Source organism: Microbulbifer maximicatervae (SeqCode) (assembly GCF_052467505.1).
In genome coordinates this window covers 1,749,238-1,775,883 of record NZ_CP174313.1, presented here as the reverse complement: position 1 = coordinate 1,775,883, position 26,646 = coordinate 1,749,238, and the positions used below count along the sequence as shown (strand labels likewise).

Here is a 26,646-nt window from a genome sequence, read left to right as displayed (position 1 = left end):
GAGGTCGATTCCCTTCTATTGCTTAAAGGCTGCCTGTTTATTTCTTTTAAAGTTAAGGTTGTGAGCTATATGGGGGATAGGTGTGTAGATATGGTCTCACTCTACACCATACATACATAATAGCAGCCTGATATATAGTTCTTACGGCTTGTCGGGAATTATGGGGTCAAAGCTTTACATGGAAAAATGGGCAGAGGTTGTTCTTTATGTGTGTGAAATTTTAATCCAAAATGTCATTTAATTACCCTGCATGTGTTTTATTTTATTCTCTTTCATTAGATTTTTATTGTGTTCCTTGTTTGACGATATTGGGGCTAGTAAATCTCGGCTAGCTGTGAGGGAAAACGCACCAAAGACCTATTGATTTCAAAGAAATATAACCTGCAATCCTTGGGTGCGAGGTCAAATATTACTGAAAAAAGACAATGCCTGAAAAATTTAATTGTTGCCTCATTCCAAATAATTACTTTTTACGTAATGCTATTACGGGAGGTGTAGTGAGTTTGTTTTACTATTGAAACTATTTGGTGGAGCTAATTGGTACAAAACATGTTATTTCAAATAATGGTCTTTTAAGAGAGGGCCTTCTATTTTCTGCTAAATAGCATGCAAAAAGCGCCAATTTTATAAGGGTGAAAAATGCTAGCTCTTACCGCCTAACAAATAATTATTGGTTCAATGGTGCCAAATAAAGAGATAAAAAATATTTGGGTGGCTTGTAAAGATAAATAGGGTTGAATTTGACCAGCTAAGGAGCCCCAAATAATAGATGACCCGTTATTCCGAAAAGCAATAATAATATCTCTTTACAGAATATAGGATGCTGGTACATTCTCACTTAAAGTCACTGAATCCAAAATAGTCATTTTGTCTTTTTGCGACAGGTTAACTTTGCAAGACAACATAAAAAATCCTTTAAGTTTGATAAGTTAGTTTTAGGTGTTCAAAGTGAAATGTAGTACCCCATCGCCCTACCTGGGTCTTAAGGAAAGAAATAAAAGAACGGTATCCATTGTTATTTGCTCCGGCGCTCAATGCTTGGATATTGCTGGCCCAGCAGAGGTTTTTTCATTTGCAAATAAGCAAATGGCCGATTTCGGTTACGGTGAAAACCAGCTTTACAACATCGAATTTTTGGCTGCGTCCAAAGAGCCCAAGGAAATATCAACAGGTCTAAAAGTACATCCTGACAAGTCTTTTGAAGAGGCAGGCTCCATCCATACTCTTTTAGTTGGTGGTGGTACTGCGAAAAGTTGTCTTGACTTAACGAATGACAGTCAGTTTCTTGAGTGGTTGAAAGTTAAGGCAAAGGAAGTTGAGAGGATAGGGGTTAGCGGAAGTGGTACATTGGTGCTTGCCAAGGCTGGAGTTTTATCAGGGCATCGGGCTACAACCCATGAAAAATACATCGGTGATCTAAAAAAATATAAAGATATTGAAGTAGATGACAAAGCGATTTTTGTGAGAGATAAGAAAATCTACAGTTCTGTAGGGCGAAGTGCAGGGATAGACTTGGCCTTAGCTATGGTTGAGGAGGACTTCGGTCGAAAACTGGCCCTTTTAGTTGCTCGGGAAATGATTTTGTACCTGAAGCGTGATGGTGATCAGAGTCAGTACAGTAGTTATTTGCAGGCACAATTAAAAAATAATAGGTTCTCCCCGTTGTTGGAATGGATAAACCTTAACTTAGAGCAGTCTCTCAGCGTTGATTTTTTGGCCAAAAAACAAGCAATGAGCCCCCGAAATTTTTCTCGCTGCTTCACAAGCGAAATAGGTGTAACTCCGGCTCGGTATTTGGAGCAGGTTAGAGTTGAGAAGGCCTGTCAGTTAATATTGGAGGCAGGGATTAGCCAGGATGTAGTGGCAACCCAGTGTGGCTTTTCGTCGCAGGAACAAATGAGAAGGGCGTTTCTCCGGCAGAAAGGTATTCTTCCCAGTAAATACCGCAAACAGTTCGCTTGAAAATACTGGATTTCGTTGATTTTTGGCTTATCTTCGACATGGGGGGCGGCTTTTCAGGGTTTAAGCATGAATGCTCATGTATGTCTGAACCTCTGAGTTGATCAACATCTTCACTTTTAGTTAATATTTATATTTTGCAAGAATATAAATATGAAATACTTACTTTTGACCAGTTTGCTATTTGCAGCTTCTGCAAGTGCTGAGATAGACCTTGATTACCTCAAGGTACCCGAGGGCTTTAAGCTCAGCTACTTTGCAGAAGATGTTGAGACGGCTCGTCAATTGGCACGTTCTGAGTCGGGTACAGTATTTTCTGGTTCTTTCAGCGCGAAAAAAGTTTATGCTTTCAAGGACACAGATAATGATGGTGTAGCTGATCAGCGTTGGCTATTGATGGATGATTTAAAAGCGCCGACAGGTATTGCCTATAAAAATGGCGATTTATATGTGGCTGATGTCAATAAGATTATTCGCTTCCCCCAGATTGATAAAAATCTTGACAAACCGAAGTCTGAGGTTGTTTACGATCAGTTTCCAGCGGACAGGCATCATGGTTGGAAATTTTTGCGTTTTGATAGTGAAGGGCAGCTGATAGTGCCTGTCGGCGCACCTTGTAATATCTGTGATGCCAACGAAAATTACTCAAAAATATTTTCGCTGGACCTGCAATCTAAGAAAACAAAAGTGATTGCAAATGGGGTGAGAAACTCCGTTGGCTTTGATTTTCATCCGCAAACCAATGAATTGTGGTTTTCAGACAATGGTCGGGACATGATGGGGGATGATATCCCACCCTGTGAAATCAATAAGGTAAGCTTTGCAGGAGAGCATTTTGGCTATCCTTATTTCCACGGTGACGATATTGCAGATCCGGAATTTGGTCAGGGTAAGAAGGCCGCTGATTATTCCAAGCCGGTATTAAATTTAGATGCCCATGTGGCGCCTCTTGGAATTCACTTTTATCGCGGTGGGCAGTTCCCCAAGGAATACCAACAGAACTTGTTGGTTGCTGAGCACGGGTCCTGGAATCGAAGCAAAAAATCAGGTTACCGAGTAATGATGGCGACAGTTAAAGATGGTGAGGTCACGGATTACAAGCCGCTGGTCACTGGTTTTATGCGGGATGAAACCACCTATGGGCGCCCTGTTGCATTTTTAGAAATGCCTGATGGCAGCGTATTAATTTCTGATGATTTTGCCCATAAAATTTATCGCTTAACCTATACCGGTATTTAAATGGCCGATTTTATAGCTATCAGGGCTGCTCATTGAGCAGCCCGCTTGGTTATCCACTGTATTGGTTTTCACGCTAGAGGAATTTCTGCCAAATTTCCTCACCTCTTAGCTATCCTTCAGACTCTGTAAAAAAGAGTAAGCCGATCCTAATTACTTGTGCTATGTCTACTGCGATAAGAGCATAAGTAAGGAGAGGGTTGTGACGCAAAAAATATCTTGTGAGACATTTTCCAAAATCGTGAGTGTTATTTTATATCTCCTAGTGAGTAGCACGGCGCATGCGGCTGAGGACATAGCTTCGGCATCTACTGCTCATTTGGAATTACGTTTTGCCCAAGCTGAGGTTGTGGCGCAAGTAGAAATTATTGATGTTCACAGGGATGTGGATAGCGCACTGTCTGAGGAGGGAATTACAGCCATATCAGGCTATATCTACTCTGCCGTTCCCAGCCAGGTTTGGAAGGGGCCAATGGGTGGAGAGATCACCTTCCGCCTGGGATTTGAATCCTGCGATTTAAAGCTGGAGCAAGGTGAAAACTATCTGATTTTTGCGAATTTGGATAGCTACGGAAGGTTACACCTGAGGAGTTGTGAGGCGGTTATTGCTGAGTCAGACGCCACCGCGATACTTGCCCAACTTAATAAGTTTATTAAACAGGGCTAATAAGTTGCTTTCTTGCAGACCTGTTAGAACTATCAGTTGTAACTGGTTCTTTCTTTACAGCAATCCAACCTGCTACGAAGTGGCTCTCCCCCTTGAAGAACCCCAAAGGAGGGTTATTCTTATCAGTATTGGCGCGACCTTCTTTTACAGGCGCTGCATCTCATTAAGTTGCGCACCGTTGTAAACAGGCTGGAGTGTCAGGGTTTGGGATTGTTATCGAGAAAGTACACCGACCAGCACTGTGTAACCGGCTCGATTTTAATGATTAATGTCTTCTTTTGAGTTTGCCTGGGGTCGAGAGGTCCAGATATGAAGAAGTTACTGATTCCCCTGATCATTTTATTACTGATCATCGGTTATTTTATGTCGCGCAGCGGCGAGCATAAGGCTAAAGAAGCCTATAACTCGATGGAGCAGGAGCAGAAGAGTGAACAGATGAGGGGATCCTCTACCCCCTCTAGTGGAGGAAGTAGCGGTGGCTCAATGGCCCCAGCAGATACCTCGGATTCCCCTGATGGTATGGGCAATCCCGATTCCCAAATGCCCCAGGACTCTGACTCAACCGATCCCGCTCCTCCGGGGTCTTCAGATAACGGGAGCTCACCTGACGCTACTATGTCTGGGTCAGACAATATGGGTGCAGATGGCAACATGAGCCCGGATGCTAATGATTCTAGCGCCATGCCAGACGCGAGCAATAACTCGGGCGGCGACCTAAATCAGCAAGCGGATAAGGTCGTAGATGATGCTACGAAGGAAGCCAATGATGCTGTAGAGGGAGCGACTAACGATATGGATGCCTCTGCCGATGGCACTGAAACAGATACAGAGGCAGATACCGGTCAGGATGAGGGAATGGAAAGTAATGATAACTGACCAATAGTAATGACTCAGCTACATCGAACTAAGCGAAAAGCAGGGCCGCACAGAAGTGTGGCCCTGCCGCATTCTCAAAATATGATTGAGCATATCTGGCATCAGGGTGATCGAATACTCGAGGTTAGACCAGTTGGGAAGTTAACCGTTGAGGACTTCCAGTTGCTAGCCGCGCAAGTTGATCCGATCATCAGTAAGCGGGGACGTATAGAAGGGTTGCTAGTCAATGCGGGAGATTTCGCTGGCTGGGAGAGCTTCGTCGCAATGATCTCTCATTTTCGCTTTATTCGAGAGCATCAAAGGCATATCCGCCGGATAGCCGTGGTTACCGATAATCCTATCCTCCGCTTTATGCCCAACCTTGCCTGTCACTTCATCAGTGCTGAGGTGCGTCCCTTTCCCGAAGAGGAGTCCGCTCAAGCTCTGGAATGGTTACAAAAACCGGGTTAGCATCGCCTCCCTTTTTCAATGTTACCTGGAGGGCAGGTGAGTCCATCGTTGGCTATTGTCGCTGCGGCGCCAGAATATGTTTCCGCAGCGGAAGAACTATCCGCTCAGTTAGATTACCCCCTCCTTGGAGCTATTTCTCCTGCTGATGTGGTCGACTTTCCCCAAGTGTTGTGTCTCGGAGAGCAACTGCAGTTGTGTGCGACCGGGCGTAAAGCAGCCGGGCCAGTATGGGTGGATTTTGTTGCTGGAACACTTGCTCATCGCCGCAAGTATGGCGGCGGTAAAGCTCAACCAGTAGCAAAAGCTGTTGGTCTGCGTTCTGGCTTCCATCCCAAAGTCCTCGATGCCACCGCTGGTTTGGGTAGAGATGCCTTTGTTCTGGCGGCGCTGGGATGTGAGGTGCAGATGCTGGAGCGCAACCCGGTTGTTTTCCAATTGCTGAAAGATGGAATACGCCGGCTGCGACAGGCGTCTATCGGGGATGCTGAGTTGGCTGCAATTTCTGAGCGAATGAGCTTGGTGGATTGCTGTACGGCGGCGTCAGAGTGGCTCGGGCTGCAATCGGAGGAATCCATCCCTGTTATTTATCTGGATCCGATGTTCCCTGCGCGGGGGAAAGCTGCCAAGGTCAAAAAGGAAATGGCGGCCTTCCATCATTTGGTTGGGACTGATGAGGATGCGGATAGCTTATTGAGCCCTGCCTTGGCGGCCTGCTACTACCGCACAGTAGTTAAGCGCCCTAAGCTTGCCCCCTATTTGGCTGATATGAAGCCCAACCTTTCCTTGGAGGGGAAATCCGGCCGCTTCGATATCTACACCAAACATGGGGTTCCAGGCTAACTGCCACATACCGCTGCCCTAGCCGATTGCTCCTTGGGTGAAAGATGGTGTGGGCACCGACTTGCTATGAATTCTACGTTTCCATAAGTCCGTTGCTAAAAGGGCGGCTTATGCCTTGGTAGCGGCACCTCTGTTATCCCATCTATCCCGCAGACTCCCACGATAGGCTTTGCTTCTTTGTACTGCCGCAAAAATATTGCACTCCAGGGAGGTCCCATCAGTGCGACCAAAAGGGAGCAGTGCATCGAGCACCCCGGATATTGCCAACAGAAAGATGTTTTCTGTGGCTGCTCTCGGGCTCCTAACTGCCGCAACGGTCGTTACCAGCTTGCGCACCCTGCCGATGATGGCGCAGGAAGAACTGACGATGTTTTTCTATATCGGCTTTGCGGCATTGTTATTCTTGATTCCTGCAGGGCTCGTGTCGGCAGAACTTGGCAGCGCCTTTTCAGAGCGCACTGGGGGTGTCTATACCTGGGTTGGTGAAGCTTTTACCCCGAAGGTGGGTTTTGTCGCTATATGGTTGCAGTGGATCGAGTGCATTGTTTGGTATCCCACGGAGTTGGGTTTTGCCGCTGCGGCGGTGGCTTATGCGGTGGGCGATAATACCATCGCCCAGAATACCTATTATATCGGTGGGTTTTGTATTCTTGCTTATTTGCTAGCGACACTGATTGCCCTTACCGGAACCCGCTTTCTGGTAAAAGTGGCACAGTTTGGATTTCTGGTGGGTATCGTATTTCCCTGCTTGATTTTGATTATCCTGGCTGTTTGGTGGGTGGTGAGTGGTAATCCTATTGGCTGGGAGACCTTGACCGACCCGGAAGTAGCAGTGCGTCGGGATGGTTATGATCACCCGCGCTGGTTTCCCCATATTAACGGTTTGGGGGCGATTGCTTTTCTCGGGGGTATTTTACTTGCCTTTGCTGGGGTGGAAGCACAGGCCACGCATGTGTCGGAACTACGTGATACCCGTCGAGGATATCCAGCTGTAATCGCCATCGCCGCCGTTATTTCCATCCTGGTGTTCACTCTCGGCGCACTCTCTATTGCTGCAATTTTGCCCTATAAAGAGATATCTGTAGAAACTGGCTTATTTACAGCTTACGAAAGAGCTTTTGGGCAGCTACTTGGGATTCAATGGCCCGTGCAAGCACTTTCCTGGCTAATTGGCTATGGTGCACTAAGTGGTGCCTTGGCATGGTTGGCTGGACCCAGTCGAGGGCTACTGGCTACGGCCCAGGATGGGATGTTGCCGCCCTGGTTTCAGCGAGAAAACCGGGTGGGTGTACAAAAAAATATTCTCCTCGCACAGTTTGTAGTGGTAGCGGCAATCTCGTCCATTTATATTTTAATGGATAATGTATCTACAGCTTTTGTTTTAATTTCAGTGATGGCTATTAGCTTATATATCATTATGTACATAATGATGTTTGCTGCGGTTATTCGATTGCGGATCACGCAACCAGACTTACCCAGAAGTTTTCGTATCCCGGGAGGGCTGCCAGGGGTTTGTATTGTTGCCGGAATAGGTTTAATTTCCGTTGTTTTTGCCTTGGTAGTTTCATTTTTCCCGCCAGAACAGCTCACGATAAAAAACCCTGTAACTTATGTTGCTCTCAACCTGGGTGGAATTGCTATAGCGATCACCGTTCCCTTGTTAATTTTCTATTTTCACAATCCCTCCTGGCGGGGGGAGGGTGGCCATCAACAGCAGTCATTTTCTGATATTGATGAGTGAGCCGGAGGTAGATAGTGAAAGAGCAATCTCCATTTGACAGGTTCTTTGACGAATACAATGAAGATATTCCAGAAAAGCACTTTCCCCGGTGTAGTATTTCAGCAGAGGCTGCCGAGGCTATTGTAACCAGTGAAACCTGGGCTGACGCAAAGCCTGCGATGAACTTATCTTCGTTTGTCACAACTTTTACTGAGTCAGAAGCATTTGAGGTCGCTAAGAAACATTATCTGAAGAACTATATTGATCACGACATGTATCCACAGCTGTTTGCGATGGAAGCGCGAATGGTTCGCTGGTTACACAACCTCTGGAATGGACCTGAGGGAGTAGAGCCATACGGCGCAGCGACCATAGGCTCGTCAGAGGCCTGCATGTTGGCTGGTTTGGCGCACAAGTGGAATTGGCGTAAGAAGAGGCAGCAAGCCGGCAAAGACGGCTCAAAACCTAACCTGGTTACCGGAGCCAATGTGCAGATCGTTTGGGACAAATTTATGCGCTACTTTGATGTGGAGCCGCGCATAGCACCGTTAAAGCCTGGTCATTACCGCTTTACCAGTGAACATCTGGATGAATTGGTCGATGAGAATACCATCGCTGTTGTCGCTATCGCCGGGCAAACCTTTACCGGTGAGGATGATGCATTTAGGGCGATTCAAAACTGGTTGGATAAGTATGAAGAGAGAACAGGAAACGATATCCCTATGCATATTGATGGGGCGTCGGGAGGATTTGTTAATCCATTTCTCTATCCGAATTACAAATGGGATTTTCGTTTGCCAAGAGTGAAATCTATCAATGCCTCCGGGCACAAGTTTGGCTTGGTGCCGCCGGGATTGGGGTGGATAATTTTTCGTGAAAGAGCAGTTTTTGATGAAGACTTGATGTTCTATGTTAATTACCTGGGTGGGGAGATGCCTACAGCCACATTGAACTTCAGCCGAAATGCATCGCCGGTTGCCTACCAGTATTACAACTTTATACGTCTAGGCTATGAGGGTTACAGGCAGATTATGCAGCACACCTTGGAAAATGCGCAGACTCTTCGTCAACTTCTGGTGGCCAGTGGGTACTTTGAAATAATGAATAAAACCCAGAGAATCCCGGTTGTTGCCATGACCCTGAATAAAAAATATAAGAATTTTAATGAATATGATATATCCAATAAAGTACGTGAGCGGGGATGGGTTCTTTCTGCCTATTCGATGCCGCCAAACGCTCAGTCTGTAAACTCTCTGAGAATTGTTGTTCGCCCTCATCTCAATCAGAATGCAATCAGTGGCCTTGCAAAGGATATTATCCATGCTTGCGATTGGCTGAGTGAGCATTGTGGTAATGCAACTCCGCCCAAGTTGCATGACCCGCAAAAAGTGGCCCCCAGTAAGTGTTAATTCATACGGGACTTTAACGATCCTTGCATTCAATGACTGGGTAGATAAGTGGGCTATTTTGGTATCTCAGAGGCATCTTTGACAACTCTAACATGCTGCATCATGCTCCCATCCTCATGATAAAGTAAGTGGCAATGCAGAGGATACTTTCCGGTAAAATCCTTGAAACGAGTACGGAATTTGACATGTCCATGGGGCGGTACTTGAAAGGTGTCGCACCAAAACGGTAGTTTGAGTGTGTGGTGCATGGGGTCTTCTCCAACCACCTCGATAACATAATACGGATTAACATGAATATGGATTGGGTGTGGGAATTCACTCTCATTAACCAAGGTCCACTCCTCTACTGCATCAAGCTCTACGTAATGATTAACCACTTCACATCCTTCGAATGGTGAATGGTCAATACTGACATTCAGCCCGCGATAATATTTTTGGGGGTCATCAAGCGTGTTGGCCTGGAAAGTGAGTCGACGTGTATTGGTGATCTCATCATCTGTAATAGGTTTCAGTAAGTCCACTTTAAAACTGCTGGGGAAGGGTGGGGGTGCACATCTGGCGGGTGGTTTGCTGGGAGCATAGATTGCCGTTCCGATTTCCTCTCCCTGGGCAATAGCGATAACAAAAAGTGGACTGTTGTTATGGTACTTATAATGCGGCATTTGTTGGAACTCAATCGCATTATTGTAAATGTAAAAATGAGCTCCCGGAGTGGCAGCTTCACTGATTTTTAAGAAAAGGGAAGCTCGATTAGCGGGGCCCAGGCTTACTCCGTCTTGTAGGCGGTAGTCATCAGTAGGGTTTCCATCAAACCCGTAGATGTACATTTGCGCGAACCAAGGGCAATCGATATCTATCGATGTCCTGGTGGTAGCATTGAGAAGTCTCAGATTGAGAAGCTCACCCACCGTTGCATGAATGATAGGGCAGTATTGTCCGTTAACGGTAATACAGTATTCACTATCTGGGAACTTAGCGACCTGGTGTTGATCCTCTACTTTTCCGTGCTCATCTACGGCAATATTCTGGAAGACAAGAATATGTTCCTTAACTCCCATTGCCTCAAGTTCATCGTCAAATTCATCCCTTACGATTAGGGCACCTGCCATCCCGCTGCCGACTTGTATAGCGACAGAGCCGTGCTTATGGGGGTGGTACCAGTAGAGTCCTGGGGGTTGGTCCTTGGGAATGTCGTATTTGTAGGTATAACTTTCCCCTGGTTTGATCTTCATGCAGACATTGTCGGCCGGAGATTCTGGGGAGACGTGGAGCCCGTGAGTATGTAAGTTGTAGGTATTGAACTCATGGGGGAAGTTTATTGTAGCGGGTGTATTAAGGGGGTCTTCCTCTGGCAGCAGGTTGTTTGTCTGGATAGTAAGGTGGCTATCAGCGCGAATTTCAATGGTAGGGCCTGTAAGTGTGAAACCTGCTTCTTGAGTGATTGATGATGAAAATACACGGGTCCAGGTTGGTGTGTCATGGGTTTTGTTAAAACTGAAAATGTTATTCTTTTCGTACTGTACATCAAGTTTAAGTTCTAATTTTCTATTTTCTTTATCCATTGAGTAAGCAGGCGGATTTTTTATTGGTTCTAGAAAGGAAATATGCTCTCTATTGCTCACTGTTAACTCCGAGGATTTTGTGGGAAGCGAGATTGGTAAGAGGTACTTTATGAACGAATATCAGTTTAGATTCTAAGGCGAGATTATTTGTGGAATTGCTCGCCATATGATCGTTAATTGAGAGGCAAGTTAGGGTAGCAATAATCCTTCTGCAAAATTCATAATAATTCTCGCGACTTTGTTGGGGTGTGCCTGAGCAATAAAGTGCCCACCAGGAATATCAATGACATTGAGGTTGATGTATATCGCAGATATATCGATGACAGCTTTTTTACTTACAAGTCGATCTCTATCCGGGCGGATGTAGACGGCAGGGATTTCCAATCTTTGGGATGGTTGGGAAATCGAGGCGATATTGTGAAGCCTTTGCTTTAGTTTGCCTCTGTTGGTGTTTAGTAGGGCGTTATAGGTGCTGTCAATGAGTATGTCACTGCCTTTGCCATTGAAACCAAAAAAATTTAGTGTGATTTTGGTTAAAGATGGGCAGTCTATAAGCGAGATTGGAGCTAGTTGTGCTGCCTTGGATAGCAGCGAAGGAGAGCTTATAAAGCTAGCTATAAAGGTAATGCTTAAAATTTTCTCGGGAGCTAAGAGGGATAACTCATATGCAATTCGTCCTGAATAGGACTCAGCAATAATGTGAGTCTTCTCATTGAGAAAGCTCTTGGCGATTGATTGAGCTTGAGTCAGGTAACTATCCCCTGGGAGCTTGGAAAGGCAGATAGTTTCGGTTGTCCATTGCTTTGGTAGTGCCTTACTCAAACCTGAAAACAGTGTTCCTGTTCCATCAAGTCCTGGTAGAAGTAAAACTTTCAATTCCGAATATCCTGCTGGAATTTCCTATTAATTGAATATTAACATGCTTATGTTGAGTATTTCTCTATATATGACATTCAGCCAGGGTAATTCTTCTTGATGTTTGTACGGGACAAGCAATCTGGTAGTGCCGAAAGGTGAAGTTTTCTATCGTATGAGGCGGTTTGAGTTGCTGTGAAGGCTGTTGGGTGTGCATGTTTTAGATAAAAATAGTTTCTTTGATTTGAGCTTCTAAATATATTTAATTATTCTAATGGATATTTATTTATACTAATACGTTATTTCTAGTTATGTCGATAACGAAAACAGAATTGCTAGGCCAATAAGTTGTCTGGGTGGGTAAGTATTAGAGTTCATTAGTGTAACTTAATGACAGGCCTAAACGTAGCTAGAAAGTTAATTGAAAGTCATTTGGTCAAAGGGAATATGGCTCCCCAAAGTGTAATCGAGCTTAAAATTGACCAAGTCCTCAGTGAGGATGCCACCGGCACGTTAGTGATGTTGGAGCTTGAAGCTTTGGGGGCGAGGCAGGTGAAAGCAGAAATATGCGCTCAGTATGTGGATCACAATGTATTGAGGGCAGACCATAAGAATGGTGATGACCACGTGTTCCTGCAAAGTTCCTGTCGAAACTACGGGATATGGTACTCACGACCAGGAAATGGTATTAGTCATCCTGTCCATATGGCTTGTTTTGGTATCCCCGGTAAAACCCTTTTAGGTGGGGATAGCCACTCATGTGCTGCTGGCTCGTTAGGTATGTTAGGAATAGGAGCCGGAGGAATTGAGGTTGCACTTGCAATGATGGGATTTCCGCTTTCTCTGGTAATGCCAACTATTTTGGGGGTGCGTTTAGAGGGGGAGCTACAGCCATGGGTAAGCGCTAAAGATGTTATTTTGGAGCTTGTACGTAGATATACATTGAGAGGTTGCTGGAACAAGATTGTTGAATATCACGGCCCTGGATTGGCAAACCTTACAGCAATGGATCGTCACGTAATCGCCAATATGGGGCAGGAAATGGGGGCCGTAACAAGTGTCTTTCCTGCTGATGATCAAGTGAGGCTTTTCTTGCGGCAGCAGTCGCGCGAGAACGACTTTGTCGAGTTGCTTGCCGATAAGGATGCAACCTATGATGAGGTTGCAACTTTAGATCTATCGAAAATTGAACCAATGATCGCTTGCCCCTCGCGGCCGGATAAGGTTGTTAAAGTTCGTGAAGTTGAGGGTAGGCCAGTTTCTCAGAGCTATATCGGCTCTTCGGCTAACCCTGGGTTGCGTGATTTTTCTATTCCCGCCCGGATGGTAAATGGTCTCTTTGTACCGCACGAGATTTCTTTAGATATTAATCCCGCGTCGCGCCAACTACTTCATGAGCTGACTCATAATGGTGACCTTGAAAAACTGCTTGGTGCAGGGGCTTACTTGCATGAAACCGGCTGTGGTGGCTGTATCGGTATGGGGCAAGCCCCAGCTAGCGGGCACAATAGTCTTAGAACTGTGCCGAGAAATTTCCCTGGGCGTTCGGGAACTAAAGAAGATAGCGTCTATTTATGCAGCCCAGAGACTGCGACGGCCAGCGCCCTGAAAGGAAAAATAACTGACCCCAGAAATTTAGACATGGATTATCCGGTATTTGAAGAGCCTGAACATCTAATGGATATGCGATCACTATTGGAGCCACCGCAGGAAATACCAGTGAAAGTTGAGGTGAGAAAGGGCCCCAACATCAAGCCTTTGCCAGTTCTGGAAAAAATGTTAAGTGTGATCGAAGGCCCAGCTCTTTTAAAGCTGGAGGATAATGTCTCAACCGATGATATTATTCCCGGAGGTGCGGATGCTTTGCCTTATTGGTCAAATGTCCCAGAGTTAAGCCGCTTTGCTTTTTCAAATGTAGATGAATCTTTTTATCAGCGGGCTTTGAGCACCAAGGAGGATATATTTCTTATTGCCGGCAACAGTTTAGGTCATGGGGCGAGCCGGGAGCATGCCTCAATTACACTACGATACTTGGGAGTGCGCTGCGTCATAGCCAAAAGTGTAGCTGGACTCTATCGCAAGAATCTTATTGACCACGGAATTCTCATTTTAACATTTTGTAATCCAAGCGATTTTGACGCCTTTAGTAAAGATGATCAACTTCAATTTTATGATCTCTCAAGCTGTACAGGGGGTAACAAGATACTAGAGCTGAGAAATGTGACTAAAGGTATTAAGATTTGGTTGGAAAATGACCTTTCTCAAGAAGAAATTGAAATAATTAAATTTGGAGGCCGCATCAACTATATTAAGGGGTTGTTGAGAAGGTCTCTGGAAGATATGGGCTCATTTTAACAGTGTGCAGGGTGGTGTGGGGTTGGCTCTCCACGCAAAATACTTGCTTGTATTTTTTAGAGCGGTATTTTTAATTGTGAGTTGGCAGTTGATGTATAGATTAAAATTTAGGTTGGCTTTTGATGAAGTTCTACTCGCTTGGTGAGGCTAGAGAGAATATTATTTTCTGCTAGTAGTTTTTGCTACTGCAATTGACTAGTTTGAATGTGCAGGATCTCTTGTCGTTAAAAGTTTGTCTCAGGTTATATATCAATAGATCTTTGTGTTAAAGTCCCTGTCGTCATGATGGTCAATTTAAGGGGTTGAGATCGCTCACCTACCATTGCTGCTGATGTCAAGCGCAGAGATAATTTCATCGTATCTTGCTTTAGAATGGTATCCATAATCTAAGTTGAAATCTTTTGATAGAGAATCATTAAAGGTCTTGGCCAGTTCGAAAATCTCCATCCTCTTTATATAAGTTTCACTGTAAAGTTTATTGATGAGAGTTTTGTGGGCTCCGTAGATGTTATTCTCTTGGGGGACTAAAGTATATATAGGTTTAGATAGGGCAAGGGCCTCAGAAATCATTGATGAACTGTCTTCGGTTATAAAGACAGCTTCACTTGCACCGAGTATTTCTTCGAGGCTGGCATTGGGGGCCTCATAATCTAGCAAGTTAAAGCATGTATCAAATGGCATGTTGCTTTCAATTAGCTCGGCCACATATTTAGGGGTTCTTCTTGAGGTGCTAATTAGCCATGATATGTTTTGAGAAGTCGCTATTTTTTTTAGCTCTTCTATCAAGTCTATATAATCCTTCCGTGTGTATTTATAGCCGCTTCCATTGCCTCCGATAAGTAAAGTATAAAAGGGTTTGTGGTGTTTCTTCTTTAAGTTGTCGCCCAATGCTTTGCATAAATTTACATCTATGCGGCTAAATGGAAGGTATTGCCTAGATTTCTTAATGTCCTCTTTGGTAGATAGGGTTAGAGAGAAGTCGGTTTTCCTGAAGCTGTAAATATTTCCTATGGCAATATTCATGCATTGTGTTTTTTGGGTTAGTGCAACGTTCGCAGCAACGCTATTCCCACCAAAGGAAATAATTAGATCTGGTTTTCTTTTGAAGGAGGGGTTTCTGTGAAAGAGCATGATAAATTTGTGTGCGTTTCTGGCGAGATGTCGAGTCAATAGTCTTATTGGTTTATTTAGGGCCTTTAAAACTGGTTTACTGGTGGTGATTTCATAAGAATATTTGCCCTTGGAGTGGCGGGAGAGTAGCTGGTATAGCCCCAGAGAAGGACTGAGATGGCCCGGTTTTCCATCGTAAATAATTAAAATGTGCATAACCTTGCTTAATGGTTTGAGAAATGTTTCTAGGGGGCTCTAAGTGAATAGGAGTACCCTAAATTGATTATTCTCAATTTTCTGTAGATGGAGTTTCTATACGTAGTGGCTGAGATGGAGAGTCTCAATTTGCAGATTTAAACTTACAATCTACCTTTGGCTTGTTATCGACTTCTGATGCTGCAGATAGTGGTCTAGCCCTTGCAGCATGATGTAGGTGTGAGAAGGTGTGATTTTGAAATTATTTATGATCATATTTTTACTTCTTCGGTATAAATAGGGCTCAGATACTATGGTACTGCTGGAATTTTCTTAACAACAGTTAGGATTTTGCCGATATTCCAACGAAAAATGACACATTCAGAAAAAGTAAGTGGTCTTATTCAAGCATTAAATTTTTTACTGTTGGGGGAAATATGTAATAAAAATATCTCTTTTTAATCAGGCAAGCTCTCCCTGAACCTGGTAGAGGTAGGTGTAGGTGTTATCAATTATTTATGTAGAAGTTCAAGATATAAATGAACTTATTGGGCCTGGTATTACCTAAATTGGATTTGTGTTAATGTTGGACTCTATTTATTGGGCTAAGAAATAGGTTAAAGTCCATATTTTAAGGCTAGGTTGTTTGGTTAGGTGAGTACCCCAAGTATGTCTATGTTTCAAAAACTCAAAGCGTCAATAGGTATTGGTGCAGCTAAAGTTGATACAGTTCTACAAAACTCTGAGCAAGTTCAGGGTGGAATCATTGAAGGGGCTATCCATATCATTGGTGGTGATATCGACCAGCAGGTGGATGCTATAAGTTTAAAGCTCTGCACCGAGATCAAGGTGGAGACCGATGAAGGGGTAAGCCATGAGCGTTTTGTACTGAATGAATTACAGGTACAGGACCCTTTCACTATTGGCGCTGGAGAGAGCCGGGAAGTTCCTTTTCAGTTGGCGTTGCATGAAGAGACGCCAGTTACTGTTTTAAACACCCGTAGAAATAAAAGCTATGTGTGGCTGGAAACTTCCCTGGATATTGATTTTGCGCTGGATCCGAAAGACAGGGATCCCTTGCGGATAAGACCTTTACCCGTTGTAGAGAAGGTACTTTCCATGATCGAGGAAAGTGGCTTTAAAATGGTAAAAGCGGATGTTGAAAAGGGGCATTTGCGTGGAAGCAATTTTGTCTCCCTGTCTGGATGCTACCAGGAGATAGAGTTTAAGAGTAGTGGCTTGTTGAATTCAAAAGAGATTGAACTCTCCTTTATCGTTGATGGTGAACAGGTGCACTGTTTGGCTGAAATTGATCGCAGATTTGGTCTGCGGGGCGATGAATATCATTCGTTTTCATTAGCACATGATGCGAGTGATAATGAGGTTGTCGCAGCGGTTCAGTCTATTTTGTCTCTATAGTTGAGCTGATCCATAGAGTCTGGCGGCACTGAGCTGCCGGGCCCTTAGGGGCAAAAGTGTTCCAGTAAAAAAGTATATTCTTAGTATCAACTGCCGCCAGGTTCGTTAGTGATTCAGGAGGGTTTCTTAATGAGATTGGGGGGGGGCATAACAGGCAAAGTCAATATCATAAGCTTCTGGCCATTTATGGAGAGCAATTTCGGAGTAAAAATGCATAAAAGTTGCTGTTATTGCTAAATTTTCAGCTTAGCTTTGTCCTGCGGAATTGTTGCGCTTCTGGCCCCGAATCAAAGGGTTAGGTTTCCATAAACCACTTCGGGGGAATCCATGAGCCTTCAAAATATGTATTTCCCCATTTGGCGATTGCCTGAAGAATCGGTAAGACATCCTTGCCTTTCTGTGTTAGCAGGTACTTATATCGCTTAGGCTTTGATTGATATTGTTCCCTCACCAGTATTCCCTCTGCTTCTAGCATTTTTAATCTTTCTGCTAGTCTATTGGTTGGTATTTTCTCTGGTGAGTCAGCTAGCTCGCTATAGGTCTCTTTACCACACAGTAAGTCTCTTAGAATAACTAATGTCCATTTATCGCCGAATACGTCCAGTCCGTTCACGATAGGGCATCCCGAACGCATAAATTGATTATCAGGACTCATGCTCACACTCTTACTGCCAGAAAATGAAATACTAGCCTAGTTACTTGCGAAATTGAAGTTATTGATTTAGGTTAAGGTTACTTCAACTTCGTAAGTAACGGGAGAAATTTATGTCCAAAATATCTGGAGAATGCCTGTGCGGTTATATTAGTTATTCTTGTTCCGAAGAGCCGGTAATGGCGGGGCATTGTCAATGTACAGATTGTCAGAAAATTAGTGGGGCTGGACACATCGCTAACATTGCTATTCCTCGCGGAAGCTTAACCATTAGTGGCGATCTTGCATTTCATGAGAAGCAGACAGATAGCGGCAATACAGTAAGGAGAGGTTTTTGCCCTCGCTGCGGTTCGCATATTTATGCGGAAAATAGCGGTATGCCGCAGTTTGAATTTATCCGCGCTGGAAGTCTTCATGACCTGGAGCAATTCAACCCGACAATGGTGGTATATGCTGGTAGTGGTGCATCTTGGGACTATATGGACCCGGAATTACAAAAATTTGAAAAAATGCCAGAAATGTGACCTTAACAATCAAAAGTAGGGGATGCAGCGCATAGCTGTTTTTGGGCTAAGGAAACTTCTGAAAATCACATTTCTCTCAATTTATCTCCCTGCAATCCCCATGACTCGCTACTTACGGGCACAAAAAGGTAACTCATAATGGTGCCCTTAAGAGCAGTGGTTTGGTGACTTCTAAAGAGATTGACCCCTCCTTTACCCTTGATGGTTAGCAGGTGCATTGTTTGGCAGAATTATTCGTAGATTTGATTTGCGCGGCGATTAATATTATTCGTTTTCGCTAGCGCATGTTGCGAGTGATAATGAGACTGCCCCATCGGTTCAGTCCATTTTGTCGCGATAGTTGGCCTGCCTCTAAGAACCCAGCGGCATCTAGGCTGCAAAGCTCTTGGGTTTTGGCTTTTACAGAGTGTCTATTAGGCCTTGAGGGATTCCTCCCAGTTATTAGCCCATTCCCTCAGCGGATCAAGGGTTTCCATTAACGAAACTCCCAGATCTGTCAGTTGATATCCATTCGTACACTTATTAATCAATTTAGCTTCGCTCAACTGTTTGATTCTTGTATTTAGTACCGAAGGGGACATGGCATCACACTGGGCTTGGAGTTCCCTGAAGCTCCGGGGTGTGCTCCTCAGTTCCCACAGTATTCTCATACTCCATTTTCGCCCGAGCAGATCGAATACAGCCATGATGGCTATGCCGCTAGTCGAGCCTCGGACAGTTTTTTTCGGTAGAGGAGTTGCCATGGTTCTTGCGCTTCTAAATTAGTAGCGTTACAGTTGCTACGAAATCAGTAGCAATTTTATGGTATTTTTAGAGAAGAGGGAATGGGTGTGTTTTTAGTGGATATGCATTTTAAGGATTTGGAAAAGCTAACCCCAGAGCTGACTGCGAAGCATAGGCTTTATCTGGAGGGGGAGTACAAGTCTGGAAGTTTACTCTTTGGAGGAAGGAAAAATCCCAGGACTGGTGGGATTATTGTTTCTCGTCACAACACTGAAGAAGCATTACAGAGAGTGCTTGATGAGGACCCTTTTATAAAAAGTGGAGTGGCAGTTTATTCGCTAATCGAATTTGAGCCTGTTATGGCCTCTGAACAGTTTTTACACCTTCTAAAAATGAGTTCGCATTAATCACCAAACGTTTTGAGGGGAGTTTGGTATGTGGCTTTGAGGGGGATACCATAGCCTGGAGGGCAGATGAAGCTCTTCAGGCCACATGTAACTTGATTAATCTTAAGTATCGTCTATTTACACTATTGCCTAAAGAAAGGTACTTGATGGCACCATTAAATTAAATGATGCCCGATCATCAATCTCCGATGGTTTTCATTTAAGCTACTACTTGGGGATTATCCTCTATCGCCAAGGTGGAAAGATTTGCTATCTATTAGATTGGTGGAGGCTATTTCTGCAAGCTTAAAGTGGTGTAAAGAGTTGATATATAGCCCCTAAGGAGGGGGGAGACGTTATGTTTTTAGTGAACTTGAATTTCCCGGATATTAAAAAACTGACCCCAGAGTTAATGGCGGAGCATGTGAGCTACCTGGAGGGACACTATAAATCGGGAGACCTGCTTTTTGGGGGGGCGAAAGAGCCTAGAACTGGCGCGATAATTATTTCACGTCATCCCTCTGAGGAAGTGCTGCGAAAGGTTCTGGAAGAAGACCCTTTCACAAAACATGGGGCGTCGACATTTACGATTACAGAGTTTGTACCCGTTATGGCTTCAGAGGAATTTTCCAGCCTCTTGAAAGAACCCTAGATCGGGTTCCTTCGAGGCTTGTGTTACTTCTTACTCAGACAATCTTCGGTCGTGTTATTCGCTAAGGTCTGCGGTGATCACCGAATCAGAGAAGCTCTGATAAGCGGCTTCAAAAGTCTGCGACATGGCATCCGGGAAGAGGTGAAAATCCCCATTTTTTAGCGCGCCAACAATTTCCTCAGCCACTGCACTGGGGGATTCTCCGTCCTCCAGCCCAGCCTGTTTGGCCATATCTGTTTTGATGGGGCCGGGGTGAACACTCAATACTTGTACGCCTCGCTCCTGAAGCGTTTCTCGAAGTGCCTGGGTAATTGCGTAGCTGGCGGCTTTGGATGCGGAGTAGGTGCTAACGTGTGGGAAGGTACGCAAGGATACTACCGAATTCATTTGTACCAGGGCGCCTTTGCTCTTTTCCAAATGGGGGGTGAATGCTTTGGCTACACGGACAAGCCCAAAGGTATTCACTTCCAGTTCCTGCTTAAGAGAGTCCTCTACATGGTCGCTAAGCGGGTCTGCGGGCGCAAGTACCCCGGCATTGTTCACCAGAATATCCAATTCCTGAATCGCCTTTGCCGCCGCCCCTACACTTTGGGCTTTTGCCACATCGAGTTCCAATGTGATTACTTTGTCGCCATATTTTTCTGTCAGCTCTGTCGTTGTCTCTGGGTTGCGAACGGCCAGATAGACTTTTTTTGCGCCACCGTCGAGAAAGCGCTCGACAATTGCCTTGCCAATTCCGCGGTTTGCTCCAGTTACAAGGGCAGTTTTTCCTTCGATTGAAATGCTCAATTCTGTTCTCCTGTGAAGGGTTGATCAATATTGTACCGATCGGTAAGGTTTGAGCTAAGTCTTACCGATCGGTACAATATTGTCAAAACAATTTTTGGGAGATTGCCAATGGCGGGACGCAAGCCGGAGTTTGATAAGGCGCATGCGTTGGAATCAGCAACGAAAGTCTTTTGGAAAAAGGGCTATGTGGGCGCCTCAATGGCGGACCTGACCAAGGCTATGGGGATTAACAAGCCAAGTCTGTATTCTTCCTTTGGCAATAAAGAGAAACTGTTTGTTCTTTCATTGGGGCAATACCTGGATAGATATGCCAAAGATCGTATGCAGTTCCTGACGGAAGAGGGAGTGCCGTTACGGCAGCGATTGCATAGTTATTTGTTGGCTACCGTTAAAGGGCAAGCGGGGGAGGGAACCCCGAGGGGTTGTTATCTGGCGTTTGGATTATCGGAAACTGCCGGTGATGTTTTGCCTTCTGATGCCATTGACGCTTTAAAAGCTGCTGACGCAGAAGCGGTAAAGCAACTGGTTGACTTGTTTCGTTTTGATAAAGAGTCCCAGGCTATAGGGCTGGATCGGCGTGCCGAGGAGTGCGCTATGTACCTGATTACCTTGTTGCATGGCACAGCATCGGTATTGCGATCCGGGCGGGAACTCAAGGAGGTGGAACCCTCTTTGGAGTTTGCACTTAATGGATTGGGGTTGGAGGCGTGATGGAAGTGAAAATTTAGACCCCTGAGTATTCAGAGGTCTAAATTGAGCTTTAGAAGCGGCGGCGGAACATGGGTAGCGGTTGGTCTACCCCTGTTTGGTAGCTATCGCCAAAATCGCTCATCGAGTCTTTAAGACTTGCCAGAGGCTGTTCGCCTTCAAATGCGTAGGCATTGAAGCCGCAGCGCTGTAAATAGGTCAGCTGGTCTCGCATAAACCCGCCTACTGCGCGTAACTCTCCGGTAAAGCTGTAGCGCTCGCGCAGCATACGGCCTGCGGTAAAGCCTCGACCGTCGGCAAATGCTGGGAAGTGCACGGCAATTACCGGCAATTTGGGAGCTTCTTCCGCAATCTGCTCGGCACCTTCTTCACTGTCCAGCCAAACACCGACTTCGTCACTGCGGGATGACAGCGCATCGCGATGCGCCAGCCACTGTCGCAGTGGCAGGATAATTTTGCCGGAGGGCAGGGTGCTTGGGTCCAACTCCTCTCCCGCTTCCAGTTGGGGTACCAGCTGCCATTCGTTGGTCTTTACTTCACCATCGATGATCAGTTCTGCGGGGTTGCCCGGCTGTGGGCCCAGTTTAGCTGGCTTTGGCATAAACTCTCTCCTTGAAGGGCTGAAGGCCGATGCGGCTGTAGGTGTCGATAAAGGGCTCTTCCGTTTGGCGTTGCTCGACATAGAGGTCGAGGATTTTGCTGATCACGTCTGGCACTTCAGCGCGGGAGAAACTGGGGCCCAATACTTTGGCCAGGCTGGCCTCGTTGGATGCACTGCCGCCCAGCTGAATCTGGTAGAACTCTTCGCCTTTTTTGTCGACGCCGAGGATGCCGATATGTCCCACGTGGTGGTGGCCACAGGCATTCATACAGCCAGAGATATTGAGGTTGAGATCACCCAGGTCGTACAGGTAGTCCATATCATCAAAGCGACGCTGGATGGCTTCGGCTACCGGGATGGACTTGGCATTGGCAAGTGAGCAGTAGTCACCGCCGGGGCAGCAAATCATATCGGTCAGGGTGCCGATATTCGGTGTGGCGAAGCCGTGCTTGCGGGCTTGTTGCCAGAGTTCAAACAGTTTGTCCTGTTCGACGTCTGCGAGTACCACATTCTGGTCGTGAGTTACCCGGGCTTCACCAAAGCTAAAAGTATCGGCGAGATCGGCAATAGCCTCTAATTGGGCATCGGTTACATCGCCTGGGGGTACACCAGTGGGTTTGGTGGACAACTTAATCGCGCGATAACCGGGTACCCGGTGCGGGTAGGTGTTGCGTTCAAGCCAGCGGGCAAAGGCTTTGTCGCTGTCAGCTTGTTGATACAGTGCAGCTTCAGCAGCTGATCCGTCAAACTCGCGATATTCCGGGGCTGTGAAGAAGGATTTAGCCCAATCCAATGCTTCCTGGGTTAACTTTTCAGCGCCGTCTTTAATGTGTTGCCACTCTTCTTCCACGCGGCGGCCGAACTCTTCCGGGCCGAGGGCCTTGACCAGAATTTTAATGCGCGCTTTGTACTTGTTGTCGCGACGACCCAGCTGGTTGTAAACGCGGACAATCGCTTCAAGGTAAGAGAGCAGGTCTTCTTCCGGCAGGAAGTCGCGGATGGTCTCGGCAATAACCGGTGTGCGGCCCTGACCGCCACCTACCAATACCTGGAAGCCAATCTCTTCACCGCGCTTGACGATCTGTACACCGATATCGTGTACACGGATGGCGGCGCGGTCCTGTTCTGAACCACTGACGGCGATCTTGAACTTGCGCGGCAAGAAAGCGAATTCCGGATGGAATGTAGACCACTGGCGAATCAACTCGCAGTAGGGGCGCGGGTCGGCAATCTCGTCGAGCGCAATGCCGGCGTAGGGGTCCGAGGTGGTATTTCGGATACAGTTGCCGCTGGTTTGTACCGCGTGCATTTCCACCTCCGCCAGCTCATCGAGAATAGCGGGTACATCTTCCAGCTGCGGCCAGTTGTACTGGAGGTTCTGGCGCGTAGTGAAGTGGGCGTAGCCTTTATCGTAGTCGCGGCTTACGCGGGCGAGACGGCGTAACTGGGCACTGTTGAGCAGGCCGTAGGGAACGGCAATACGCAACATGGGGGCCAGTCGCTGAATATAGAGGCCATTTTGCAGGCGCAGCGGCAGGAATTGCTCCTCGCTCAACTCGCCGGCAAGGTAACGTTCCGTTTGGCCGCGGAACTGGGCTACGCGATCGTTGATGATGGCGCGGTCCCGGTCGTCGTATCGATACATAACAGCTTGATTCCATTGCCTTTGTGCGCTGATGGTGGAGAAAGGGGCAGGCCCCGGACGATTCTCCGCTGGCGCATAACATACCAGCGCTCTTATGCAATAAATAACAATATTTTCCGCTATATCTGTAACCAATAGTTATAAGGGGTACTTTTTGTGGTGCTAGTTTGTGGTGCCGGGTGTTCAGAGGTGGCCGCCTTTTGCTCAATTTAATTTTGATCACAGGTCTGTATGTTGACTATAGCGGCTTTGTTTTTCGGTGCTGTGAGTTGTGAGCCCTTAGTTTGTCTTGGCAACTGTCGAGATGTACTCGTAGCGATGAGCTGACTAAGGTTCTCATCTGAGAGCTTACTGATGGTGTTTGTATACTAACAACTGGGGTCTCTGGTGTAGGCAAAAGTGATTTCTCTGAGCTGGACATCACTTACAGCGCAATTTTAGTTGCTTAGCCTTCATGCTCTTCGTGGCTTGGTCCAAAACTTGTGGGCTTTGGGTCTTTCTTTGTTAAGTCACATGAGTGACTATGAAGCCTACTTAACTCTTGATGGAAATAGGACCTGGCTAGAACCAGATGCCCGTTTCAATATTACGGAGAAGCGCCGTAATTAGGGGCTGAATTAACTGCTACCTCCGATGATGAGCCTCAATTAAAAAAGAATAGTTTTATTCAGATAATTAAGAACCACGCCGCTTTCGACAGCGTAAGGTTGACCCTTTGCTAATTGTTGATACTATGGTGCTTTACAAGCCTGCTGGGTCCTACATCGCTAAACTAGATTTTTATTTGAGCAAATGGAAGCTTGTCAAATTATTTGATGTTATTTTTGCTCTTTGTTGCCACTGTCCTCTTACGAGAGAAAGCGCCACTTGCCCATGGAAGTTTATTGCCTATTGAAATCCATATTTCAATTATATGTCGCACTTTAACATTTCCTTTGGTCGTTTTAAGTGATTATGCCTGCCAGCACAAAAGTTTGTAATGCTCTACTCTCGCTACGAGTTATCATTGAAATTTAGATGAATCTTCTAGTTTTTAATTGATTCCCTCTCTTTAAGCGTAAAACTTCGCTGTCAAACCTGTGCGCAATTGATTTCCTGTGTGTTAGGTGCTGCGATTTGATCTTTGTGTGAATATAAATGATAGTCATCTGAGGGTGTGAACTTTAAGTATATTTACCCATGGCTAGGGCTAATAGGTGCATATCCCATGTGCGCTTGAAAATATGAGCAGTATTTTTGCAAGGATTAAACTGTGAAAGAAGTACTTACAATGGAGGCTGGTTTGCAGTGATTGGTTTCTTGCTTCGGTCAAAATTAGGAGGTTAAGTGGTGCCGGTGTACAAGTTGCATCTAGTTGCTTTCCATGTTATTTATTCGCAAAACTTGGTCTTGGAGCGTTATATTAAAAAAGAGTTCTTAGGTGATCTCAATGTGTTTTTGGGTTTCAAAATTGAGAAAGGCAGTTGTCTCAAAAAATAGTCGTATAGATATTGTTATTGTGGTTGTTTGAATGATGTATAAGAAAAAATTATTAATTTTGCTGTGTTTTCTTGTGCCGTCTATGGGGTTGGCTAGTGGAGATGGCGAGAAGTTTAATAATGGGTACGTGGTTAATAACCTGGCGGATGATTTTTACGATTTATACAATTCATCAGAAGGGATGGATGATGAAGCTAGAGCATTTTTAATTGCTAAAGAACTGAGCGATCGATTTCCTGAGTACTATAAAGATGGTGGTGAGATAGAGGAGGGGGGTAAATACTCTCTTAAAAATAGAGTTTTTAGTGCAGTTTCAAATTTTCCAGACATCGAAATAAAGTATCTTTCAAAGGAGAGATCCCTAAATATAAGTCTGGAGGATAACTTGAAATCTTTCTCCAATACCTTTTCAGATATGGCTATGGATGTTCCTATCTATATGCTTCACTCTTTTGGGGAATTTAATGGTACTTATCGCAAGCTGGATGGGCAGGGATATTTAATGTTCGGGCTGGATATGATGGCTGAGTATCATTCGTGGGAGGTGGATTCCTCCTTTTTTCATCATGAGTTGTTCCATGTTTACCATGAAAAATATTTTTCGGGTTGTGAGCAGTTATGGTGCGATATTTGGACTGAAGGATTGGCTACTTATATTTCTCACGAACTAAATCCAAGTGCTGATTATAATGAGCTAATGCTTAACATACCTGCAGGCATGGTGCCTGATATAGATGCCCGATTGCTGTTTGCATTGAATGATCTAAAAGTAAAGTTTCACTCTGAAGACCCTGCAATAAAATCTTCATTTAATAACTTCGCAGCTGATGATACAGGTTTGCCTGTTCGGAGGGGTTATTATTTGGGTTATATTTTGTCCAAAAGTCTGGGGGAAAAATACTCATATGTTGAGCTGGCTAGGATGAGTAATGGTCAGGTTGAGAGGCTTTTACTGTCTGAGCTAAATAAGTTGATACAGGCTTACAGCTCTTAAATATTAGAAAATTACTATTGATCTGATGGTGCCGCTCCTCCACTGGCTGTTCTATCAGATCAACTTCAGTTTCATAATCTCTAAGTATTACATAGTTACAGTACTTCTCACTATGTCGGACGTGAGTGCATTGCGATAAGATGTTGGCAAAGTGTAAAAGTCACTTTCTGTTATCGCGGTTTATGATGCAGGATAGGATGTAACCCTAGTTGAATTTGTTCGTATGCTCGGGATCTGTGACAGCGGAGCAGTGGTGTATTGCAAAAAAGACTTGGTCGCTAACTCTACCGCCGTTTTAGAGCCAGTCTTGCAACTGCGGGCTCAATTTGCTCTACTTGGGTTGCCGCATCCAGCGGCCCAACTACTTTAAATAACAATAAAGAACGATCGGAGAGATTCGATGAATGATGAAGTAGCTGTAATTTCTGAAGACGATAATGTAGTGGATGCAATTGCTGCTGTAGCACTGGTCGCAATTTTCGTAGCCACCTGTGTTTTTTGGGTGGCCACGCGCTAGCCCGCTGCTGGCCCGGAGTTGTGTAGTCCCGGGCATTAGCGATAGACATTTCGCTCGGCTTATTTGTGTAGCTGCTAGCTGATGGAAAGCACTCTGTGCTCTTAGCCCATATTGCCGAGTACTATTTTCACAATTAGAGCCAATCCGATTACAAATACGGCGGTAAAAACAACGCCGGCAATAACGTACGTCATAATACTGCCACTTTGAAAATCCCTTTCGCGGTTTTTATCACTCTGCACGCCAATCGCGGCGGCCAGGGTACTGACTACCACCTGGCCGAAATTGGGCTTTTTCGCTTTCTTATTATTATCTTCCACAGG

The 26,646-nt window shown here is 45.3% G+C and carries 24 protein-coding genes; 15 read left to right on the top strand and 9 right to left on the bottom strand.

Translation table 11 applies throughout. From position 1 onward, the window contains the following. The first annotated feature begins 939 nt into the window (after nt 1-939). The 8 genes from ACJJIN_RS07860 (at nt 940) to gad (ending at nt 9,157) form a co-directional block, all read left to right on the top strand. Nucleotides 940-1,962 carry a GlxA family transcriptional regulator gene (locus ACJJIN_RS07860; protein WP_444897589.1) on the top strand — a complete coding sequence of 341 codons (1,023 nt, stop codon included), beginning with the start codon at nt 940-942 and terminating at the stop codon, nt 1,960-1,962. Between the two features lie 150 nt (nt 1,963-2,112). After that, complete coding sequence (locus ACJJIN_RS07855) at nt 2,113-3,198, top strand: PQQ-dependent sugar dehydrogenase (RefSeq protein WP_444897588.1); 1,086 nt, start codon at nt 2,113-2,115, stop codon at nt 3,196-3,198. A 199-nt stretch (nt 3,199-3,397) separates the two neighbouring features. Further along, on the top strand, nt 3,398-3,862 hold the full coding sequence (locus tag ACJJIN_RS07850; protein WP_444897587.1) for a netrin-like domain-containing protein: 465 nt from the start codon (nt 3,398-3,400) through the stop codon (nt 3,860-3,862). A 309-nt stretch (nt 3,863-4,171) separates the two neighbouring features. Further along, nucleotides 4,172-4,738, top strand: a complete 567-nt coding sequence (locus tag ACJJIN_RS07845; protein WP_444897586.1) for a hypothetical protein — start codon at nt 4,172-4,174, stop codon at nt 4,736-4,738. Between the two features lie 81 nt (nt 4,739-4,819). Then, nucleotides 4,820-5,188: a SpoIIAA family protein gene (locus ACJJIN_RS07840; RefSeq protein WP_413665487.1), complete on the top strand. Its 369-nt coding sequence runs from the start codon at nt 4,820-4,822 to the stop codon at nt 5,186-5,188. Between the two features lie 36 nt (nt 5,189-5,224). Next, the gene (locus ACJJIN_RS07835) at nt 5,225-6,028 is read left to right on the top strand and encodes a class I SAM-dependent methyltransferase (protein WP_444897585.1); all 804 of its coding nucleotides are present in this window, start codon (nt 5,225-5,227) and stop codon (nt 6,026-6,028) included. 220 nt (nt 6,029-6,248) lie between these two features. Further along, the gene (locus ACJJIN_RS07830) at nt 6,249-7,769 is read left to right on the top strand and encodes an amino acid permease (protein ID WP_444897584.1); all 1,521 of its coding nucleotides are present in this window, start codon (nt 6,249-6,251) and stop codon (nt 7,767-7,769) included. Nucleotides 7,770-7,783: 14 nt separating this feature from the next. Then, nucleotides 7,784-9,157 carry a glutamate decarboxylase gene (gene gad, locus ACJJIN_RS07825; RefSeq protein WP_444897583.1) on the top strand — a complete coding sequence of 458 codons (1,374 nt, stop codon included), beginning with the start codon at nt 7,784-7,786 and terminating at the stop codon, nt 9,155-9,157. Nucleotides 9,158-9,210: 53 nt separating this feature from the next. On the opposite strand, the gene ACJJIN_RS07820 is transcribed toward gad, so the two are convergent. Continuing rightward, entirely contained in the window at nt 9,211-10,779 is a 1,569-nt protein-coding gene (locus ACJJIN_RS07820) for a multicopper oxidase family protein (RefSeq protein ID WP_444897582.1), read from the bottom strand. A 129-nt stretch (nt 10,780-10,908) separates the two neighbouring features. Next, a complete protein-coding gene (locus ACJJIN_RS07815; protein ID WP_444897581.1) occupies nt 10,909-11,595 on the bottom strand; it encodes an alpha/beta fold hydrolase in 687 nt (228 codons plus the stop codon). 369 nt (nt 11,596-11,964) lie between these two features. On the opposite strand from ACJJIN_RS07815, the gene ACJJIN_RS07810 reads away from it, so the two are divergent. Beyond that, nucleotides 11,965-13,929, top strand: coding sequence for an aconitate hydratase (locus ACJJIN_RS07810; RefSeq protein ID WP_444897580.1), 1,965 nt, complete (start codon nt 11,965-11,967; stop codon nt 13,927-13,929). A 312-nt stretch (nt 13,930-14,241) separates the two neighbouring features. Here the strand turns inward: ACJJIN_RS07810 and ACJJIN_RS07805 are convergent, their stop codons facing one another. Further along, complete coding sequence (locus ACJJIN_RS07805; RefSeq protein ID WP_444897579.1) at nt 14,242-15,255, bottom strand: ELM1/GtrOC1 family putative glycosyltransferase; 1,014 nt, start codon at nt 15,253-15,255, stop codon at nt 14,242-14,244. Between the two features lie 648 nt (nt 15,256-15,903). On the opposite strand from ACJJIN_RS07805, the gene ACJJIN_RS07800 reads away from it, so the two are divergent. Further along, nucleotides 15,904-16,653 (top strand): sporulation protein, encoded by a 750-nt coding sequence (locus tag ACJJIN_RS07800; RefSeq protein ID WP_413665495.1) that lies wholly within the window; start codon nt 15,904-15,906, stop codon nt 16,651-16,653. A gap of 295 nt (nt 16,654-16,948) precedes the next feature. Here the strand turns inward: ACJJIN_RS07800 and ACJJIN_RS07795 are convergent, their stop codons facing one another. Further along, a complete protein-coding gene (locus tag ACJJIN_RS07795) occupies nt 16,949-17,308 on the bottom strand; it encodes a winged helix-turn-helix transcriptional regulator (RefSeq protein ID WP_444897578.1) in 360 nt (119 codons plus the stop codon). 110 nt (nt 17,309-17,418) lie between these two features. Between ACJJIN_RS07795 and ACJJIN_RS07790 the strand changes: the two genes are divergently transcribed. Further along, complete coding sequence (locus ACJJIN_RS07790) at nt 17,419-17,829, top strand: GFA family protein (RefSeq protein WP_444894122.1); 411 nt, start codon at nt 17,419-17,421, stop codon at nt 17,827-17,829. A 413-nt stretch (nt 17,830-18,242) separates the two neighbouring features. Here ACJJIN_RS07790 and ACJJIN_RS07785 read toward each other — a convergent pair whose 3' ends face one another. Next, nucleotides 18,243-18,515, bottom strand: coding sequence for a winged helix-turn-helix transcriptional regulator (locus ACJJIN_RS07785; protein WP_444898234.1), 273 nt, complete (start codon nt 18,513-18,515; stop codon nt 18,243-18,245). Nucleotides 18,516-18,653: 138 nt separating this feature from the next. Here ACJJIN_RS07785 and ACJJIN_RS07780 point away from each other — a divergent pair, with 138 nt between their 5' ends. Both ACJJIN_RS07780 and ACJJIN_RS07775 read left to right on the top strand, forming a co-directional pair. Beyond that, on the top strand, nt 18,654-18,959 hold the full coding sequence (locus ACJJIN_RS07780) for a YciI family protein (protein WP_444897577.1): 306 nt from the start codon (nt 18,654-18,656) through the stop codon (nt 18,957-18,959). Nucleotides 18,960-19,296: 337 nt separating this feature from the next. Further along, a complete protein-coding gene (locus tag ACJJIN_RS07775; protein ID WP_444897576.1) occupies nt 19,297-19,590 on the top strand; it encodes a YciI family protein in 294 nt (97 codons plus the stop codon). A 54-nt stretch (nt 19,591-19,644) separates the two neighbouring features. Here ACJJIN_RS07775 and ACJJIN_RS07770 read toward each other — a convergent pair whose 3' ends face one another. Then, nucleotides 19,645-20,379 carry an SDR family oxidoreductase gene (locus ACJJIN_RS07770; RefSeq protein ID WP_444897575.1) on the bottom strand — a complete coding sequence of 245 codons (735 nt, stop codon included), beginning with the start codon at nt 20,377-20,379 and terminating at the stop codon, nt 19,645-19,647. 108 nt (nt 20,380-20,487) lie between these two features. On the opposite strand from ACJJIN_RS07770, the gene ACJJIN_RS07765 reads away from it, so the two are divergent. Further along, the gene (locus tag ACJJIN_RS07765; protein WP_444897574.1) at nt 20,488-21,090 is read left to right on the top strand and encodes a TetR/AcrR family transcriptional regulator; all 603 of its coding nucleotides are present in this window, start codon (nt 20,488-20,490) and stop codon (nt 21,088-21,090) included. 49 nt (nt 21,091-21,139) lie between these two features. Here the strand turns inward: ACJJIN_RS07765 and ACJJIN_RS07760 are convergent, their stop codons facing one another. Together ACJJIN_RS07760 and ACJJIN_RS07755 are read right to left on the bottom strand one after the other, a co-directional pair. Beyond that, nucleotides 21,140-21,688, bottom strand: coding sequence for a DUF934 domain-containing protein (locus tag ACJJIN_RS07760; protein WP_444897573.1), 549 nt, complete (start codon nt 21,686-21,688; stop codon nt 21,140-21,142). Next, a complete protein-coding gene (locus ACJJIN_RS07755; RefSeq protein WP_444897572.1) occupies nt 21,672-23,333 on the bottom strand; it encodes a nitrite/sulfite reductase in 1,662 nt (553 codons plus the stop codon). The genes ACJJIN_RS07760 and ACJJIN_RS07755 overlap by 17 nt, the downstream gene beginning before the upstream one ends. A gap of 1,510 nt (nt 23,334-24,843) precedes the next feature. Here ACJJIN_RS07755 and ACJJIN_RS07750 point away from each other — a divergent pair. Continuing rightward, nucleotides 24,844-25,806, top strand: coding sequence for a hypothetical protein (locus ACJJIN_RS07750; RefSeq protein WP_444897571.1), 963 nt, complete (start codon nt 24,844-24,846; stop codon nt 25,804-25,806). Between the two features lie 618 nt (nt 25,807-26,424). On the opposite strand, the gene ACJJIN_RS07745 is transcribed toward ACJJIN_RS07750, so the two are convergent. Then, complete coding sequence (locus ACJJIN_RS07745; RefSeq protein WP_413665506.1) at nt 26,425-26,643, bottom strand: DUF2970 domain-containing protein; 219 nt, start codon at nt 26,641-26,643, stop codon at nt 26,425-26,427. Between the last annotated feature and the right edge of the window lie 3 nt (nt 26,644-26,646).

Bases quoted from the DNA above. Each gene is read 5' to 3' on its own strand.
- ACJJIN_RS07855 (WP_444897588.1), top strand. From the start codon at position 2,113: ATGAAATACTTACTTTTGACCAGTTTGCTATTTGCAGCTTCTGCAAGT.
- ACJJIN_RS07845 (WP_444897586.1), top strand. From the start codon at position 4,172: ATGAAGAAGTTACTGATTCCCCTGATCATTTTATTACTGATCATCGGT.
- ACJJIN_RS07840 (WP_413665487.1), top strand. From the start codon at position 4,820: ATGATTGAGCATATCTGGCATCAGGGTGATCGAATACTCGAGGTTAGA.
- ACJJIN_RS07810 (WP_444897580.1), top strand. From the start codon at position 11,965: ATGACAGGCCTAAACGTAGCTAGAAAGTTAATTGAAAGTCATTTGGTC.
- ACJJIN_RS07805 (WP_444897579.1), bottom strand. From the start codon at position 15,255: ATGCACATTTTAATTATTTACGATGGAAAACCGGGCCATCTCAGTCCT.
- ACJJIN_RS07800 (WP_413665495.1), top strand. From the start codon at position 15,904: ATGTCTATGTTTCAAAAACTCAAAGCGTCAATAGGTATTGGTGCAGCT.
- ACJJIN_RS07795 (WP_444897578.1), bottom strand. From the start codon at position 17,308: ATGAGTCCTGATAATCAATTTATGCGTTCGGGATGCCCTATCGTGAAC.
- ACJJIN_RS07790 (WP_444894122.1), top strand. From the start codon at position 17,419: ATGTCCAAAATATCTGGAGAATGCCTGTGCGGTTATATTAGTTATTCT.
- ACJJIN_RS07785 (WP_444898234.1), bottom strand. From the start codon at position 18,515: ATGGCTGTATTCGATCTGCTCGGGCGAAAATGGAGTATGAGAATACTG.
- ACJJIN_RS07780 (WP_444897577.1), top strand. From the start codon at position 18,654: ATGGGTGTGTTTTTAGTGGATATGCATTTTAAGGATTTGGAAAAGCTA.
- ACJJIN_RS07775 (WP_444897576.1), top strand. From the start codon at position 19,297: ATGTTTTTAGTGAACTTGAATTTCCCGGATATTAAAAAACTGACCCCA.
- ACJJIN_RS07765 (WP_444897574.1), top strand. From the start codon at position 20,488: ATGGCGGGACGCAAGCCGGAGTTTGATAAGGCGCATGCGTTGGAATCA.
- ACJJIN_RS07760 (WP_444897573.1), bottom strand. From the start codon at position 21,688: ATGCCAAAGCCAGCTAAACTGGGCCCACAGCCGGGCAACCCCGCAGAA.
- ACJJIN_RS07755 (WP_444897572.1), bottom strand. From the start codon at position 23,333: ATGTATCGATACGACGACCGGGACCGCGCCATCATCAACGATCGCGTA.
- ACJJIN_RS07750 (WP_444897571.1), top strand. From the start codon at position 24,844: ATGATGTATAAGAAAAAATTATTAATTTTGCTGTGTTTTCTTGTGCCG.